Annotated in this window: 18 protein-coding genes; 3 read left to right on the forward strand and 15 right to left on the reverse strand. The window is 70.3% G+C overall.

Annotated features, from left to right (window positions below; all coding sequences use genetic code 11):
- Nucleotides 1–112 precede the first annotated feature (112 nt).
- Both INP57_RS13275 and INP57_RS13280 read left to right on the forward strand, forming a co-directional pair.
- Entirely contained in the window at nt 113–1,297 is a 1,185-nt protein-coding gene (locus INP57_RS13275; protein WP_200070502.1) for a GAF domain-containing sensor histidine kinase, read from the forward strand.
- Nucleotides 1,279–1,926, forward strand: a complete 648-nt coding sequence (locus tag INP57_RS13280) for a response regulator transcription factor (RefSeq protein WP_200070503.1) — start codon at nt 1,279–1,281, stop codon at nt 1,924–1,926. Before INP57_RS13275 ends, INP57_RS13280 begins: the two co-directional genes overlap by 19 nt.
- A 76-nt stretch (nt 1,927–2,002) precedes the next feature.
- On the opposite strand, the gene INP57_RS13285 is transcribed toward INP57_RS13280, so the two are convergent.
- From INP57_RS13285 to INP57_RS13325, 9 genes are read right to left on the reverse strand one after another with little or no spacing between them, the layout of a single operon-like run.
- The gene (locus INP57_RS13285; protein ID WP_200070504.1) at nt 2,003–2,788 is read right to left on the reverse strand and encodes an Rv1363c family protein; all 786 of its coding nucleotides are present in this window, start codon (nt 2,786–2,788) and stop codon (nt 2,003–2,005) included.
- The gene (locus INP57_RS13290) at nt 2,788–3,987 is read right to left on the reverse strand and encodes an MlaD family protein (protein WP_200070505.1); all 1,200 of its coding nucleotides are present in this window, start codon (nt 3,985–3,987) and stop codon (nt 2,788–2,790) included. Before INP57_RS13290 ends, INP57_RS13285 begins: the two co-directional genes overlap by 1 nt.
- Nucleotides 3,984–5,030 carry an MCE family protein gene (locus INP57_RS13295; protein ID WP_200070506.1) on the reverse strand — a complete coding sequence of 349 codons (1,047 nt, stop codon included), beginning with the start codon at nt 5,028–5,030 and terminating at the stop codon, nt 3,984–3,986. The genes INP57_RS13290 and INP57_RS13295 overlap by 4 nt, the downstream gene beginning before the upstream one ends.
- Complete coding sequence (locus tag INP57_RS13300; protein WP_200070507.1) at nt 5,027–6,118, reverse strand: MCE family protein; 1,092 nt, start codon at nt 6,116–6,118, stop codon at nt 5,027–5,029. The genes INP57_RS13295 and INP57_RS13300 overlap by 4 nt, the downstream gene beginning before the upstream one ends.
- The gene (locus tag INP57_RS13305; protein ID WP_200070508.1) at nt 6,115–7,113 is read right to left on the reverse strand and encodes an MCE family protein; all 999 of its coding nucleotides are present in this window, start codon (nt 7,111–7,113) and stop codon (nt 6,115–6,117) included. The genes INP57_RS13300 and INP57_RS13305 overlap by 4 nt, the downstream gene beginning before the upstream one ends.
- Nucleotides 7,110–8,114, reverse strand: coding sequence for an MCE family protein (locus INP57_RS13310; RefSeq protein WP_200070509.1), 1,005 nt, complete (start codon nt 8,112–8,114; stop codon nt 7,110–7,112). The genes INP57_RS13305 and INP57_RS13310 overlap by 4 nt, the downstream gene beginning before the upstream one ends.
- Nucleotides 8,111–9,334 carry an MCE family protein gene (locus INP57_RS13315; protein ID WP_200070510.1) on the reverse strand — a complete coding sequence of 408 codons (1,224 nt, stop codon included), beginning with the start codon at nt 9,332–9,334 and terminating at the stop codon, nt 8,111–8,113. Before INP57_RS13315 ends, INP57_RS13310 begins: the two co-directional genes overlap by 4 nt.
- Nucleotides 9,334–10,179, reverse strand: a complete 846-nt coding sequence (locus INP57_RS13320) for an MlaE family ABC transporter permease (RefSeq protein WP_200070511.1) — start codon at nt 10,177–10,179, stop codon at nt 9,334–9,336. The genes INP57_RS13315 and INP57_RS13320 overlap by 1 nt, the downstream gene beginning before the upstream one ends.
- The gene (locus INP57_RS13325) at nt 10,179–10,985 is read right to left on the reverse strand and encodes an MlaE family ABC transporter permease (protein ID WP_200070512.1); all 807 of its coding nucleotides are present in this window, start codon (nt 10,983–10,985) and stop codon (nt 10,179–10,181) included. Before INP57_RS13325 ends, INP57_RS13320 begins: the two co-directional genes overlap by 1 nt.
- A gap of 189 nt (nt 10,986–11,174) precedes the next feature.
- Here INP57_RS13325 and INP57_RS13330 point away from each other — a divergent pair, with 189 nt between their 5' ends.
- The gene (locus tag INP57_RS13330; RefSeq protein WP_200070513.1) at nt 11,175–11,780 is read left to right on the forward strand and encodes a TetR/AcrR family transcriptional regulator; all 606 of its coding nucleotides are present in this window, start codon (nt 11,175–11,177) and stop codon (nt 11,778–11,780) included.
- A gap of 65 nt (nt 11,781–11,845) precedes the next feature.
- Here the strand turns inward: INP57_RS13330 and INP57_RS13335 are convergent, their stop codons facing one another.
- The 6 genes from INP57_RS13335 to INP57_RS13360 all read right to left on the reverse strand — a co-directional run bounded on the left by INP57_RS13335 (nt 11,846) and on the right by INP57_RS13360 (nt 14,158).
- Nucleotides 11,846–12,151, reverse strand: a complete 306-nt coding sequence (locus INP57_RS13335) for a gas vesicle protein K (protein ID WP_200070514.1) — start codon at nt 12,149–12,151, stop codon at nt 11,846–11,848.
- Complete coding sequence (locus INP57_RS13340; RefSeq protein ID WP_295138926.1) at nt 12,144–12,344, reverse strand: gas vesicle protein; 201 nt, start codon at nt 12,342–12,344, stop codon at nt 12,144–12,146. Before INP57_RS13340 ends, INP57_RS13335 begins: the two co-directional genes overlap by 8 nt.
- 50 nt (nt 12,345–12,394) lie before the next feature.
- Complete coding sequence (locus INP57_RS13345) at nt 12,395–13,165, reverse strand: GvpL/GvpF family gas vesicle protein (RefSeq protein ID WP_200070516.1); 771 nt, start codon at nt 13,163–13,165, stop codon at nt 12,395–12,397.
- Complete coding sequence (gvpJ, locus tag INP57_RS13350) at nt 13,158–13,514, reverse strand: gas vesicle protein (RefSeq protein WP_200070517.1); 357 nt, start codon at nt 13,512–13,514, stop codon at nt 13,158–13,160. Before gvpJ ends, INP57_RS13345 begins: the two co-directional genes overlap by 8 nt.
- 62 nt (nt 13,515–13,576) lie before the next feature.
- A complete protein-coding gene (locus INP57_RS13355; protein WP_200070518.1) occupies nt 13,577–13,900 on the reverse strand; it encodes a gas vesicle protein GvpO in 324 nt (107 codons plus the stop codon).
- Between the two features lie 6 nt (nt 13,901–13,906).
- Nucleotides 13,907–14,158: a gas vesicle protein GvpG gene (locus INP57_RS13360; RefSeq protein WP_200070519.1), complete on the reverse strand. Its 252-nt coding sequence runs from the start codon at nt 14,156–14,158 to the stop codon at nt 13,907–13,909.
- Nucleotide 14,159: the final 1 nt, after the last annotated feature.

Genomic DNA, 14,159 nt, shown 5'->3' on the forward strand with positions numbered 1-14,159 from the left:
TGTGTCACACCCTCTGACAGCACCCTGCGAACGGTCAAGGACGCCGTGTGACCTGGCCCCCTCAGTTGAGGGGTTGGATACCGCGGACGCACCGCCTAGGCTTCGGCTCCGGATGCGGTGGGGAACGAAGGCGACGCGGGCGAACCGTCCGGATCCGCCTGCGGAGCGGGCGCTGCGGTTCGGCGAGCTGCTCGGTTCGCACGCGCAGGTGCTCGACCTGCTGGACCGGGCGGCGGCGCTGCGCGGGCTGGCGAAGCGGGTGCGCGAGGAGTGCGGTGTGCACATCGGACTCGCCGGGCTCGCGGAGTCCGAGGAACTGCTCGTGCTGCGGCAGTGGGACGGGCTGTGGCAGGGCGACGCAACGCCCGGCTCGACCCTGCACGACCTGCACGTGCCGATCGGTCTCGGGCTCGGCGGCCGGGTCTACGAGCAGCTCGAACCGGTCTGGGTCGACGATTACCGGCGCTCCGATCTGATCACGCACGACTTCGACGTCCCCATCTCGGCCGACGACGTCCGCAGCATGATGGCGGTGCCGATGATGCTCGACGGCCGCACGCAGGGCGTGCTGTACGCGGCGATGCGCGAGCCCGTCGGGTTCAGCGACCGGCAGCTGGACACCGCCTTGGAGATCGCGGGCACCGGCGCGCTGGCGCTGCAGACGGCGTCGGCGGCAGAGCGGCAGCGGCAGAACGCAGTTTCCGCGGAGCGCCGGAGAATGGCATCCGAGCTGCACGACTCGGTGGGCGCCCAGCTGTTCCGGATGGGCGCGGAATTGCGGGATCTGCGCAATTCGGTCGGCGGTGAGGCGGCGGATCTGCTCGCCCGCCTGGATTCGCTGCAGGACCAGCTGGCCGAAACGGCTTCCACGTTCCGCGAATCCGTGCACGCCCTGGACCACGACGAGCCGCCGGCGGGAAGGCTGGCCGCGGCGCTCACCCGCGATTGCGCGGAGTTCGGCAAGCGAACCGGAATCTCGGCGCAATCCGTCGAGATCGGACCGGTAGCCGAATGTGACCCGCAACGGGGCAGCGTGCTGCTCGCGGTCGCGCGCGAAGCACTGCTGAACGTGGAAAAGCACTCCAGCGCGTCCTCGGTGCTGATCAGTTCGGTGGCGCTGGACGGCGGCATGGCGGTGTCGGTGGCGGATGACGGCGACGGTGCGGGCGTGCGGGATTCCGGCGGCATCGGCTTGCGTTCGGCCGCCGACCGGGTCGGTGCGCTCGGCGGTACGTTGTCCACTGTGGTCAACGAGGATGGCGGGTTGACGGTGCGGGTATGGATGCCGACGCCGTGACCGCGAACACCGTCCGGGTCGCGGTCGTCGACGATCACCCCGTCGTGCTCGACGGAGTCCGCCTGCTGCTGCGCGACGATCCGGCGATCCGGGTGGTCGGCAGCGCGCCGGACGCCGCGGGCGGGCTCGCGCTCGCCGAACGCGAGCAGCCCGACATCGTGCTGCTGGACTTGCGGCTGCCGGACGCGCTGGCCAGCGAAGTCGTCGGCCGGTTCCGGAAAGTCGCCGCCGCCACCCGGATCCTGCTGTTCACCGCCTACCGCGAGCACGCGGCGCTGCAGGCGACGCTCGACGCGGGCGTCGACGGCTGCCTGCTCAAGGACGCCGGTGGCACCGATCTCGTCACGGCCGTGCGCAAAGCGGTGCACGGTGTCGGGATCTTCGATCCGCGGGTGGGCGAGCGGGCCTCATCGCATCTGAAGGCCCGGCTCTACGACACCGGACTGACCCGCCGCGAGTACGACGTGGTGCGCCAGGCCGCGGCCGGGCTGACCACCCCGGAGATCGCCGCGCAACTCGGCCTGACCCGGCACACCACCGCCGGTTACCTGCGCAACGCGATGCGCAAACTGGGCGCGCGCAACAGGATCCAGCTCATCACCAAGGCATCGCAGTCGGGTTTGCTGTGATGCGGAGCCGACACCGCGGCTAGCGGACCGCTGAGGGTCTCGTCGCGGGGCACCGCTATCGTCCCGAATGGACTCCTCACACCAACCGGACGTCCTCGATCAGCCAGCGGTCCGCGGGACGGCTCAGCGTCATCTGCATCCGGGTGCGGTCCACCCGCGGCTGCGGGTTGTTGGTGTTGGTGATGCTCTGGTCGACGAACAGCACGAGCACTGCGCGGTCCTCGTCGGCCTCGACCACGCCCTGGTTGAGCACGTTGCCGCGAGATGTCGCCTGGTACTGCTGGATGAGCTGGGTGAGCCCGTCGCTGACCTGCTTGTACTGGCGCGCGAAGGCCGGCGACGAATTGTCCGTGACGGTGCGGAAATTCCCCTCCAGGTCGCGGTGATCGTAGCTGGTCAGCGCCAGCGCGTACTGCCGCGCGGAAGCGATCGCGCTCTCCCGCGCCGAGTCCTGCGCGTCGCGCTGCCACAGTTGCGTTCCGGTGTAGGCGAGCCCGGCGGCCAGCAGCAGGACGACCAGCGTCGTCGCCAAGACCGGCGGTCTGCGCAGTGCCGAGAACAACCGGCGGAAACGGCCTTCGGTGGCTCGCGAGTCCATACTGGACCCCGCTACGCTTTCCGCGCTGCTCGACCGTTCTTCCGCTGCGGAGCTTGCGGCGGGCGCCGTTGCGACCTCCGATCCGGGATCGGACTCATCCACAGTGGTCACATCATCCGCCGCCGCGACGTGCACGGCCCCGCCTTCGGCAGCGTCCGCACGCGTCTCCGGCACCGATGGCCGTTGACCCGAAGCCGCCTCGTCCGGCCCGGAATCGTCCGCCGCGCGGCGCTTGCCATCGAGGTCCGCTCGGTCGCTGAGCATCATCGAACTCCTTGGGTGAACATCGAAGACCACGGTCGTGGCCCCAGAACTTGCCGTTGACCCGCGCCTGCCGGGGCGGGCTCCGGTGCGGGTGCGGAAGGCGATACCGCCGAGGTGGTCCCGCCCGTCGCCGAACCCGGACGCGGTGCGCTGTCGGCGCCGCGTTGTTGCAGTCCCGGCCCGGACGGGCAGTTCCAGCCGAGCTGCGGCTCGCGCGGCCCGGTCTCGGTCGGCATCCGGCGTTCGGTGCCGTAGTAGCAAACCGGGCCTTGTGCGGCCACGAGGTAGAAGTCCGCGACATCGCCGTGCACGATGCTGCCCAAGTCGCCGAGTCCCCGCGGCAGCGCGGTCATCGTCTCCTTCAGCGCCGGGACGTGTGCACCGAGGACTTGCGAAGTGCCGAGCAGGTTGCCGAGCAGCGCAGAACCCGCCTGCTGGTTCTGCGCCAGCAGCTTCGTCACCTCGGTGGCGGTGCCGGGCGCGGTATCGAGCAGATGCCGGATCCGCGGCTCCTGCGCGCCCGCTTGATCGGCGAGGTCGCGCATGGACGCGGCGAGTTCGGGCAGGTCCTCAGCGGGACCGAGCGCTTCCGGCCCGTGCTCGATCAGATTCGTGATCTTCGGTTCCTGCCGCGCGGCCAGCTGCGTGAGATCGCGAGTTCCGTCCAGGACGCGCTGCAGCTGCGGAGCAGTGCCGTTCAGCCCGGTGGAGGCAGCTTCGGAGAGGACTTGCACGTCGTGCGGATCGATGCTGTCGGCGAGCCGCATGGTGTGCACCAGCAGCGTCTCCAACGGCATCGGTGCACTGGTGCGTTCCGCGCGGATCTCGCCACCGTCCGAAAGGTACGGTGGGCCGTCGGTTTCCGGTTGCAGGTCGAGGTGCTGCACCGCCATCGGGGTGTCCATGCTGATCCGCGCGGTGGAATCGGCCGGAACGCGACTACCGGGATCCAGCAGCAGATCCAGCGTCACGCCCGCCCCTGCCCGGTCGATCCGAACGTCCCCGACGGTTCCGGTGCGCACACCCCGATAGGTCACCTGCGAGGTCTGAGCGAGCCCGGCCGCGTCGGGCAGGTGCACGGCCACCCGGATCGGCGCTCGCACGGCCTGCGGCCCGAGGACGGTGTTGAACACGAAACCCGCGCACACCAAAGCGATCACCACGAACATCGACAGCTGGACCAGCACCGCGCGGTTCATCGGGTACCTCCGCTCAACAGTCCGGTGGCATCACCGGGCGGTGTCGGTGCGGCGGGCGATCCGGGCGGCAACGGTGGATTCCGCCCCGTCAGCAACGGAACCAAGGTTCCTGCCACGTCGAGGGTGCCGTCCAGGTTCAGGTAGTCGCCGGGGATCGCTCCACCGAGGCGCTGCTGGAACAGCCGCAACTGGTCCAGCGTGCCCGCGACGTCGCCGTTGAACCCGGCCAGCGAATCCAGCACCGGACGCAACTGGTCGAGTTGCCTGGTGAACGCGGGCCCGGCTTCGCGGACCACGCCGTCGCTGCTGCGCCCGAGTTCGGTGACCTTGCTCAGCAGCTGCTCGAATTGACCGCGCTGGCTCAGCAAGGTCTGCACGGCCGGGTCGAGGTCGCGCAGCGCGGACTCCAGCAGCGGGGTGTTGGCCGCGGTCTCGGCGGAGAGCCGGTGCAGCGAGTCGATCGTGGTGTCGAACTCGGCGCGGTGCGAGTCCACTTCGGTCAGCAGCTCGTCGAGCCGGTGCAGCAGGTCGCACACCTTCCGCTCCCGGCCGCCGATGGCGGTGTTGAGCTCGGTGACCACGGTGCGGGCCTGGTCGAGACCGCTGCCGCCGAGCACGGTGCCCAGCGCGGCCAAGGTGTTCTCCAAGTCCGGGCCGCGCGAGGTCTCGGTCAACCGGTCGCCTTCGCCGAGCGGGTGCGGATCCGGTCCCGGTTCCAGCGCGACGAATTGCTCACCGAGCGCGGAAGTCAGCTCCAGGCGCGCCGCGGTGTCGCGGGGCAGCGGGACGTTCTTGTCCAGATCCAGCACCACGAACGCCTTGAAGTCCCTTGTGGACAACTGATTGACCTTGCCCACCGTGGCTTGGCCGACCCGGACCGCTCCCCCGATCGGAAGGTTCGACACGTCGTCGAACACCGCCGTCACGCGGTAGGAATCTCCCCCGGCTGCACGGCCGAGCGGCAGATTGTGCAGGCTCAGGCCGCACGAGCTCGTCAGCAGCACCGTGATCAGCACAGCGGAGGCCTTGACCGCCTTGCTCATCCGCCACCTCCCTGCTTGCCGGCCAGCGCGCGCAGCGGATCGAGGTCGGGCGGGAACGGAATCGGGTTCACGATGCCCGGTCCCGAGCACAACGGCACCGGAATCCGGTCGCAGAGCCGTGCCGTGGCGGGGAACTGCGAAAGGTTGCTGGAGATGTTCAGCCGGATCCGGAGCCGTTCGTCCTCGGTGACCGCGCGGCTGAAGTTGCCGAACACCAGCGGCAGCATCGTCATCACCTCGCCGAGCGCCTCCCGCTGCGCGGCGACCTGACCGGTGGTGCCCGCCAGGTCGTGCACGCTGCCGGTGATCTCATCGCCGTGCTCCCGGACCAGCTCGTCCACTTCGGTCAACGCCCTGGAAAGCCGTCCGATGGTGCGGTTGAGGTCGAGCCGTTGCGCGCCGTAGTCCTGGCCGGCCTGCTGCACGTTCGCGGACAACGAGTCCACTGTGCCGCGATGCTCGGTCAGGGTGCGCACCAGCACGTCCAAATCGCCGATCAGCCCGGCCAGCTCTTCCCGGTTCCCGGCGACCACGTCGGTCGCGCGGGCGAGCCGATCGATCGCTTCGCGCACCTGCGGGCCTTTGCCGTCCACCGCGGTGGCCGCCTGGTGCAGCGTCGAACCGAGGTCGCCACCCTTGTTGAGCCCGTCCGGGCCGAACGCGCCGACCACGGTGTCCAGTGAGGACATCAATTGGTCCCAGCGGATCGGCGAGTGCGTTCGCTGGGCCGGGATCACCGCGGCTTCGGGCAGCTTCGGCCCGCCGGTGTAGCCGGGACCGAGTTCCACGAACCGGTCGCTGATCAAAGCCGGACTCAGGATGTACGCCTGCGCGCCCGCCGGGATGCTGACTTCCGGCTCCACCTGCATGGTCACCCGGACGACCGGCCCGCGCGGCTGCAGCGATCTCACCACTCCGACCGGAACACCGAGCACCTGGACCTTGTTGCCCGGGTAGATTCCGTCCACAGTAGCGAAATCCGCCGATACGGTGTGCACCCGCTGCGGCCGCAGCAGCGTGTACCAGCCACCGGCGATCAGCAGTGCCACCACGCACGCCACGGCCACGATTCGCGATTTCCGGCTCATCGGCACCCCTCGACAAGTCCGGCCACGCACAACAGGTTGTCCGGCAACGGTCCCGCGGGCCCGGAGACGTCGCCCCAAGATCCGTTGCCGGTCGCGTTCGCCAGCGGCTTCCCGGCGGGGGCGAGCTTCGCGATGGTCTCCCCGATCGCCCGCTCATCGCGGCGCAGCGCCGCGGTGATCGCGTGCAGGTCGGTCAGCAGCGGGCCGAGCTTCGCGGAGTTGTCCGCCAGAAAACCATCCAGCTGGGAGGTCAGCGACTCCACGTCGGTGATCAGCTGTCGGATCGTGTCGCGTCGTTCGCTGAGCGTCCGCGTGATCACGTCCGCGTCACCGAGCAGCTGCACGAGCGTGTCCTGTTGGGACACCAGCGCCGATGTGGTCGACCGGGCGCCGTGCAGCAGCTGGTCGAGCTGCTGATCGTGCCGGCCCACCAGCTCGGCAGCGCCGCTGATGCCGGTGAGCGCCCGGCCGAGCAGTTCCGGATCCTCCGGAGTCGTCTGCTGCAACGTGCGCATCATTCCGCGCAGCGCACCGAGGTCGAGTTCTTCGGTGGTGCCGGTAGCGTCCGAGCCGAGCTCGTCCAAACTGTACGGAACTCGCGTCCTGTCACGCGGAATCACCGCCCCGGCGGGCAATTCGCCCATCCCCGCCGGCTCGATCGCCAAGTAGCGGGTGCCCATCACCGTGGCGAGCCGGACCGAGGCCGAGGTCGCCTCGCCGAGACGCTGCGACCGGTCCAGCCGGAACCGCACCCGCACCCGGTCACCGGCGAGCTCCATCGCACTAATCCGTCCCGCCGGGACACCCGCGACATGCACCTGCGCATCGGTGGTGAGCCCGGCCGCGTTCGCGAATTCCGCGGTGTACTCGCGGGTTCGCAGCCGGAACGACAGCTGCGGGACCGCCACCACCGTCCCGAGCAACAGCAGCAGGACGACGATTCCGGCCGTGCCCACCGCCAATGGGTTGTTCCGGAAGCGGTTGCGGCGGCTCATCGGCACACCTCCGAATGCGGCAGCGGCGCCGCACCGAGGTCGACGCGCGCACCACCGACGCTCAACCGCAGGTTGCAGACGTAGATGTTGACCCAGGTGCCGTAATCCATTGTCCGGTTCAGCTTCGTGACCAGTTCGGGAAGTCCCTGCACGGCGGCGTCGAAGCGCTGCTCGTTCGCCACCCACCCGCTCGTCATCTGCCGCAGCGCGTCCACATCGCGGGTCAGGTTCGGAGTGATCTGCTGCAACGATCCGTCCACCGAGTTCGCCAGCGCGCCGCCGGCGTCCAGGGCCTCGGCGATCTGTCCCCGGTCTTGGGCCACCGCGGAACTCAACTGTCCTAACCGGACGATGAGTTGCTCAAGGTCCGCGCGATGTTCGCTGGTCGTGGCGAGCACCGTGTTGAGATTGCCCAGCAACTGCCCGATGACCTGGTCGCGCTCGACCAGCCCGGAAGTCACCGAGATCACCCGCTGCAGCAGGGACGTCAAGGTGCCCGACTCGCCCTGGAACACCGCCACCAGCTCGTGCGCCAGCTGGTTCGCCTGCCCGGGGTCGATGGAATCGAACAGCGGCTTGAAGCCGTTGAGCAACGAGGTCAGCTCCAGCGCGGGCCGGGTGCGCGAGCTCGGAATCGTGCTGCCCTCCCGCAGTTCGCCGCCACCCGCACCCGGATCGAGCGCGATGTACCGGCCGCCGAGCAGGTCGGCGTAGCGGATCACGGCGCTCGACGTGGCGGGCAACGGCTGGTCGTCGAGCACGTCGAAGGTCACCAGCGCCCGGGCATCGCGCAGCCGCACGTCGGTGACCTTCCCGGCGCGCACCCCGGCGATGCGGATCTCGTTGCCCTCCTGCACGCCCTGGGCGTCGGTGAACACCGCCCGGTAGGTGCGCGTGCCGCCTTCGAGCGGATGGTTGAGCGTGTTCACCACGAGCACCGCAGCCAGCACGGAAACGACGACGAACACGGTGAACTTCACTGCGGGACCGGCGATGTTCACGGCGCCACCACCCGGGTTCCGCGCACGACCGGCCCGAACAGCAGGCCCGCCACATCGGTGTCGATGTCCGGTGTGGACGGTCCAGCCGTCGCAGGTGGCGGTACCAGATCGGCCAGCGCCCGCTTCTCCTGCTCAGTGCCGATCGGGCCGACGGTGCCGCCGAACCGCGGAGCCGGTGGCGTGGGCTGCGCGCAGTTCGGCCCGTCCAGGCCGGGATAGCGCGGGCAGTCCTGCGGGCCGTACGGCTGCGGGTCTTCGAGCGTGACCGGCGCGCGGATGTGGAAGCGGTCGTCTTTGAAGGTACGGCTGGCGTTGCCCGTGAAATCCCGCAGGTTGTGCAGCGTCGCGGTGAGCTGGTCCGCGTTCGCGCCCAGTACCTCGGAGGAGGGCTCCATGGTGTGCACGACCTCGATGGCCTTGGCGGCGTTGTCGTCGAGGAAGCGCTGCGACTCCGCGGTGAGCGCGGTCCCGGCGCTGAGCAGGTTCGCCAAGTCCTGGCGCTCGTCCACGATCGTGCGCGACAACGTCACGGCATCGTCCAAAGTGGCCAGCAGGTCCGGCGACGCGTCGGCGAGCTGCTTGCTCAGCCCGGCGATTTCGGACATGTTCCCGATCGTGCGCTGCGGATCGTAGCGTCCGGAGAGGTCGTGCAGCGTGTCGATCGTCCGGCCGATCTCCGCACCGCGGCCTCGCAACACGTCGGCCATGGTGGTCAACGCGGTCTGCAACTCCGCGGGCCGCAGCGCGGTCAACAGCCCGTACATCCTGGTGTAGGCCCGGTATATCTGCACCGTGCCGCGGGTGTCGTCGGCCGCCACTACCGACCCCGGTCGCAAACTGCCCTGTCCGGTCGACGAATCTCCCGCCAGATCGACGTATTGATCGCCGAACAGCGTTTTCGGCAGGATCCGCAACCGCACGCCTGCGGGCACGGAATCCAGTTCTGCCGGTTCCATGCGGAGCGTGAGGCGCGAACCGCGAGTCCCGGCCTCCACTTCGGACAGTTCGCCGACCACCACCCCGCGGTAGCGCACCGCGGAGTTCGCCCGCACCGGACCGGCCTCGGCGGGCACGGTCGAGGTCACCGTGGGGGCGCCGTTGAACAGCTCGGCACCGCCGGATGCGGACAGCACCACCGCCCCGAGCACCACGACCACGGCCAGTGCGCCGCGCACCGCCAGCGACCGCCTGCTCACCCCGCCGCGCATGAGGTCCGCCATCACTGCACCCCCAGCGCGGGCAGGCTCGGGCTCAGCCCCCAGAAAAGCAAGGTCAGCAGCATGTCGGTGAACGTGATCGCCACGATGCTGGTGCGCAACGCCCGCCCCGCCGCGCGCCCAACGCCTTCCGGCCCGCCGGTGGCGTAGTAGCCGTAGAAGCAGTGCACCAGCGTCACGACCATGGCGAACACGACGGCTTTCAGCAGCGACAAACCCACATCGGACGGGCTCAGCAGCAATTGGAAGTAGAAGTCGTAGGTGCCGCCCGACTGGCCCTGCAGGTGCACCACCGCCACCCGCGTGGCGATGTAGGACGCGAACAGGCCCACCAGGTACAGCGGCACCACCGAGATGAACGCCGCGGCCATCCGGGTGCTGACCAGGAACGGCAACGACCGCACCGCCATCGACTCCAACGCGTCCACCTCGTCGGCGATGCGCATCGCGCCGAGCTGCGCGGTGAACCCGGTGCCCACCTTGGCCGCCAGCGCGATGCTGGCCACCAGCGGCGCCAGCTCGCGCGTGTTGACCATGGCCGACATCAGCCCGGACATGGGGGTCAGCCCGATCAGGTCGAGCCCGCGGTAGCCCTCCAGGCCGACCTGCGTGCTGGCGACGAAGGACATCGCGAAGATCACGCCGATGGTGCCGCCACCGGCGAACAGCGAGGCCGCCCCGAAGCTGATCTCCGCGACCAGCCTGGCCACGTGCTTGCGGTAGTGCAGCAGCGCGCGCGGCAGCGCGACGATCGCCCGGAGGTAGAACGTGGCCTGCATCCCGAACCCGGCCAGCACGTCCACGAACTTGCGGACCGGTTGGGCGCTGCGCGGTTGCGGAGCGGCCATCAGTAATCGCCCTTCGGCGGCAGCAGCAGCGGATGCAGTTCGGTGAGCACCACGTTGGCCACGAACACCATCACGAACGCCATCACCACGGCTTCGTTGACCGCATCGCCGAGACCGCTCGGACCGCCCTTCGCCGTCAAGCCCTTGAACGCGGACACCAGCGCGGCCAGCACGCCGAACGCCGCGGCCTTGACCTCGGCCACCAGGAACGCGCCCGGATCGGAGTAGGCGGTCAGCGTCGCCAGGAACCCGCCCGCCGAACCACCCATCAGCACGTGCACGAACAACGTCGCGCTGATCCCGATCGCCATCACCACGCCGTCGAGCAGCACGGTCACCACGACCGCCGCCAGCACCCGGGGCACCACCAGACGCTCCACAGTGGATATACCCATGACCTCCATGGCGTCGGTCTCCTCGCGCAGCTTGCGCGCCCCGAGGTCGGCGCAGATCGCCGAGCCGCCGACACCGGAGATCATCAGCGCGCACACCAGCGGCGAAGCCTGCCCCACCACGACGAAGGCCACGACCGCGCCCGCATAGCCCTCGGCGCCGAGCTGCCCGGCCAGCGCCCCGATGTTGACCGCCACCAGCACGCCCAGCGGGATGGTCATCAGCACCGCGGGCAGCGTGCTCACCGAAGCCAGGAACCACCCCTGAGCCAGGCATTCCCGCCAGGACAGGCGACCGCGGACCAGCGCTCGCAGCCCTGCGAACAGGGTTGTGACAGCGAACTCCACCAGCAGCCCCGCCTGGGTCGCCGCGTCCGCGAACGCGCCCCGCGACGGCGGGATCTCCAGAGCCATCGGTGGCTCCCTTCGGCGGGCGGCGTTGCACCGGCTAGAACGAGTGTTGCGTAGCATGAGTTACGCAACAGTTGTTACGCGTGTTTCCCCGGGTCCCGCACCCTGTTGTGCAGTGGGTTCGCGAAGCGCGACCGCGTACCGGGGTTGCGCGACCGACACCCGCGCGAGGCGAGGACGAGAGGTGCGCCAGTGGCCAAGCGGATCCGCGATCCCCGATCGCGCCAGCACCTCGTGGAGACCACCCGGCGCCTGGTCGCCGCCCGCGGCGCGGCGGCCACCACGATGCGCGCGGTGGCCGCCGAGGCAGGGGTGACCACCGGTTCGGTCACGCACTACTTCGACGACAAGGCGGAGCTGATGACCGCGGTGCTCCGGCACAACGGCGAGGTCGCGGCGCAACGGGTCGTCAACTCCGTCGGCAATCGGCGCGGACTGGACGCGGTGCGCCGCGCGGTGCACGGACTGCTGCCGGTGGACGAGCAGCAGCTCACCTGCTGGCAGGTGTGGCTGGCGTTCTGGTCGCACGCACCGGAGGAGCGCGACGGCGGGTTCAGCGACGGCTACGAGGTCTGGCGGGCGCTGCTCAAGCAGCACTTGGCCGAAGCGGTCGAGGACGGCGACCTGCCCACCGGCCTGGACCTGCCGCACGAGGTCCGGGTGCTGGGCGCGCTCGTGGTCGGCACCGGACTGCTGGCGGGTTCGGACCCGGCCGCGCGCCGCCGGTTGCGGCGCCGCGCCCGCCGAGTGTTCAACGAGCACTTCGAGCGGCTCGCTCGTTCCTCCGGGGCGGAGTGAGCCCTACGTCCGAAGTGGACGGACGAAGGTCCGGTGCCGGAACATTCGCACGGTCGCAGGCCGCTTCAGTCACGCGGCAGCAGCGGGCCGAGCGGACCGAGGTCGAGGTTGAGCTCCTCGGGGCTGATGTCGAACCGCTCACGCAGCTCGGTCACCGCCTCTTCCAGCCGCAGCAGCGCCACCCCCAGGTCCTCCACCTGCTCGTCGCCGAGCTCACCGGTGTCCACCCGGCGCAGCGCCTGGCGCTCCATCAGCTGCCGCAGCAACTCGATGATGGTGAGCACGAGTTTGAACAGGTCGCGTTGCACCGACTCGGAATCCGACTCGATCCGGCGCGGCAACTCCCTGGCGTGCGGTTCCTGCTCAGCCATCACCGGACTCCACACGCGGCGCCAGGCCGGTCATGCCCTCGCTCTCCCGGACCGAGGTGATCAACGCCTGCAACGACACCCGCACCAGGTCGACGCCCGCCAGCGACAGCGTGATGTCCCCGGTGAGCACGACCCCACCGGCCAGCAACCGGTCCAGCAGGTCCACCAGCGCGATCTCCCGCGTGGCCCGCACCGGCGAGCCGCCCGCCTCGGCGAGCGTCCCGAGCTGCGGTTCCGGCCCGGTCACCGCGGGCCTCCGGCGTTCTCCTCGTCCTCGAGGGTGGCGAACGAGTACGGCGGCCACGGCCCGGTCAACTCGGCCCGCAGCCCCACCCGGTCGGCCGAGCCGGTCACCGCTCCGGCGAACTCGTCGCCGCGCTCGTCGTCGACCAGGTAAGCGCCGTTGAGCAGCATCCGGCCAGTGTAACCGGCCAGGTCGCGGTCCTGCGGCGGCAACACCCTGCTGGCACGCGCGAAGGCGGCCAAGTCCGCGTGCAACCGCTCGGCACGGTGCACCGCGTCGGCCCACGAGCGTTCGGAGAACTCGCGACGCCGCCGGGCCCGCTGCAGGTACGCCGCGCCCGGCCGCTCGGATTCCGGTTCCTGCGGCGGTGTTTCCTCGGCGGGCGGATCCGCGTACGCCTTAACGCCCCACTCGGTGCGGCCGGCGACGCGATCCAGCACCGCGCGGAAATGCGCACCGCGCTCGCGCAGCACTTCCCGGACGCGGTCATCGGACAGGTAGACCGTCGCCAGGCCCAGCGGCGCGATCGGTGTCCGGGCGGCGTCGACCACGCGGTTGTGGGCGCGCGCGGTCTCCTCCAGCCACCGCACGTCCTCCAGGTGCTCCCGCAGTCCCCGCTCGCCGAAGTCTGCCGCGTCGACCGTGCTCACCAGCGCCGTGATGCCCTCGCCCGGCACGACGCGCACGGGCTCGCCGCCGATGCCGCTGATGCCTTCCGGCGCGGGCGGCTCGCGGCTGATCGCGTAGAGGTAGGTCATCGGTTCAGTCACGGTCGTGCTCCTCGAGCGCGGCGTCCTCCCCGTCTCGCAGCTTGCGCACCTCGTCGCGCAGTTCGCGGTTTTCAGCCGCGAGCTCGCGGTGCTCCGCCGAGAGCGCCGGATCCGACTCCCACCAGTTGATGCCCATCTCCCTGGCCCGTTCCACCGAGGCCACCACCAGCCGCAGCTTGATCGTGAGCAGTTCGATGTCCAGCAGGTTCACCTGCACGTCCCCGGCGATCACGATGCCCTTGTCCAGCACCCGCTCCAGGATGTCGGCGAGGTTCGCGCCGTCCTGCTGCGCGGGCCTGCCGCCGCCGGAGTGCCAGGCCGGGGCACGAGCGCCGCCGCTGTCGGTCATCGCAGCCTCCGCTCACCGCACTTCGTCCGCGCCGCGGCACCTGCCGCCCGCGGTGGAGCCGCTCACCCTTGGCCCCGCGGATACCGGGCGGTGCGCCGATACCCGACCAGCTCGCCGTTCTCGTCCAGTTCCGCCTCGTAGACCGCGAGGATGTCCGCGGTGGCGGGCACCCGCCGGATCTCGACGACCTCGACGCCGACGAGCCAGCCGTGCTCGCCGCGCTGCACCGAGGTCGCGCCTTCGGGTTCCTTGCCGATCAGCTCCCCCAGCTGCGTCAAGGCCAGCCGGGCCGCTTTCGACGCGCGCAACCGTTGCGGCGCGGGGGACTCGTCCTGCGGCGGAGGCCGTCGCGGACGCCCGCCCCGCTGCTCGCCCGTGCCCGCCACCGCGGATCACCGCTGCCCCGCCTGCCTGCGCCGCTGCGCCTGGAACAACCGGGACAGGTAGGCGTCCTGCAGTTCGTCGCGCTCCTGCTCGGTTATCTCTCCGGCGGCCAGCAGCTCGTCGGCCCGCGCCATGCCGCGCTGGATGGCGCCGAGGTCGTAGTACTCGCGCTCGGCCTGTTCGCGGATGCGCTCGGCGATCCACGCCACGCCACGCACCGGGGCGATGGGCGCGGTGAGAATTCCGCTCAACAGACCCATG

Source organism: Saccharopolyspora galaxeae (assembly GCF_016526145.1).
Classification (GTDB): Bacteria; Actinomycetota; Actinomycetes; order Mycobacteriales; family Pseudonocardiaceae; genus Saccharopolyspora_C; species Saccharopolyspora_C galaxeae.

Bases quoted from the DNA above. Each gene is read 5' to 3' on its own strand.
- INP57_RS13300 (WP_200070507.1), bottom strand. From the start codon at position 6,118: ATGAGCCGGAAATCGCGAATCGTGGCCGTGGCGTGCGTGGTGGCACTG.
- gvpJ (WP_200070517.1), bottom strand. From the start codon at position 13,514: ATGACCGACAGCGGCGGCGCTCGTGCCCCGGCCTGGCACTCCGGCGGC.
- INP57_RS13290 (WP_200070505.1), bottom strand. From the start codon at position 3,987: ATGAACCGCGCGGTGCTGGTCCAGCTGTCGATGTTCGTGGTGATCGCT.
- INP57_RS13295 (WP_200070506.1), bottom strand. From the start codon at position 5,030: ATGAGCAAGGCGGTCAAGGCCTCCGCTGTGCTGATCACGGTGCTGCTG.
- INP57_RS13280 (WP_200070503.1), top strand. From the start codon at position 1,279: ATGGATGCCGACGCCGTGACCGCGAACACCGTCCGGGTCGCGGTCGTC.
- INP57_RS13335 (WP_200070514.1), bottom strand. From the start codon at position 12,151: ATGGCTGAGCAGGAACCGCACGCCAGGGAGTTGCCGCGCCGGATCGAG.
- INP57_RS13285 (WP_200070504.1), bottom strand. From the start codon at position 2,788: ATGCTCAGCGACCGAGCGGACCTCGATGGCAAGCGCCGCGCGGCGGAC.
- INP57_RS13305 (WP_200070508.1), bottom strand. From the start codon at position 7,113: ATGAGCCGCCGCAACCGCTTCCGGAACAACCCATTGGCGGTGGGCACG.
- INP57_RS13315 (WP_200070510.1), bottom strand. From the start codon at position 9,334: ATGGCGGACCTCATGCGCGGCGGGGTGAGCAGGCGGTCGCTGGCGGTG.
- INP57_RS13320 (WP_200070511.1), bottom strand. From the start codon at position 10,179: ATGGCCGCTCCGCAACCGCGCAGCGCCCAACCGGTCCGCAAGTTCGTG.
- INP57_RS13360 (WP_200070519.1), bottom strand. From the start codon at position 14,158: ATGGGTCTGTTGAGCGGAATTCTCACCGCGCCCATCGCCCCGGTGCGT.
- INP57_RS13325 (WP_200070512.1), bottom strand. From the start codon at position 10,985: ATGGCTCTGGAGATCCCGCCGTCGCGGGGCGCGTTCGCGGACGCGGCG.
- INP57_RS13275 (WP_200070502.1), top strand. From the start codon at position 113: ATGCGGTGGGGAACGAAGGCGACGCGGGCGAACCGTCCGGATCCGCCT.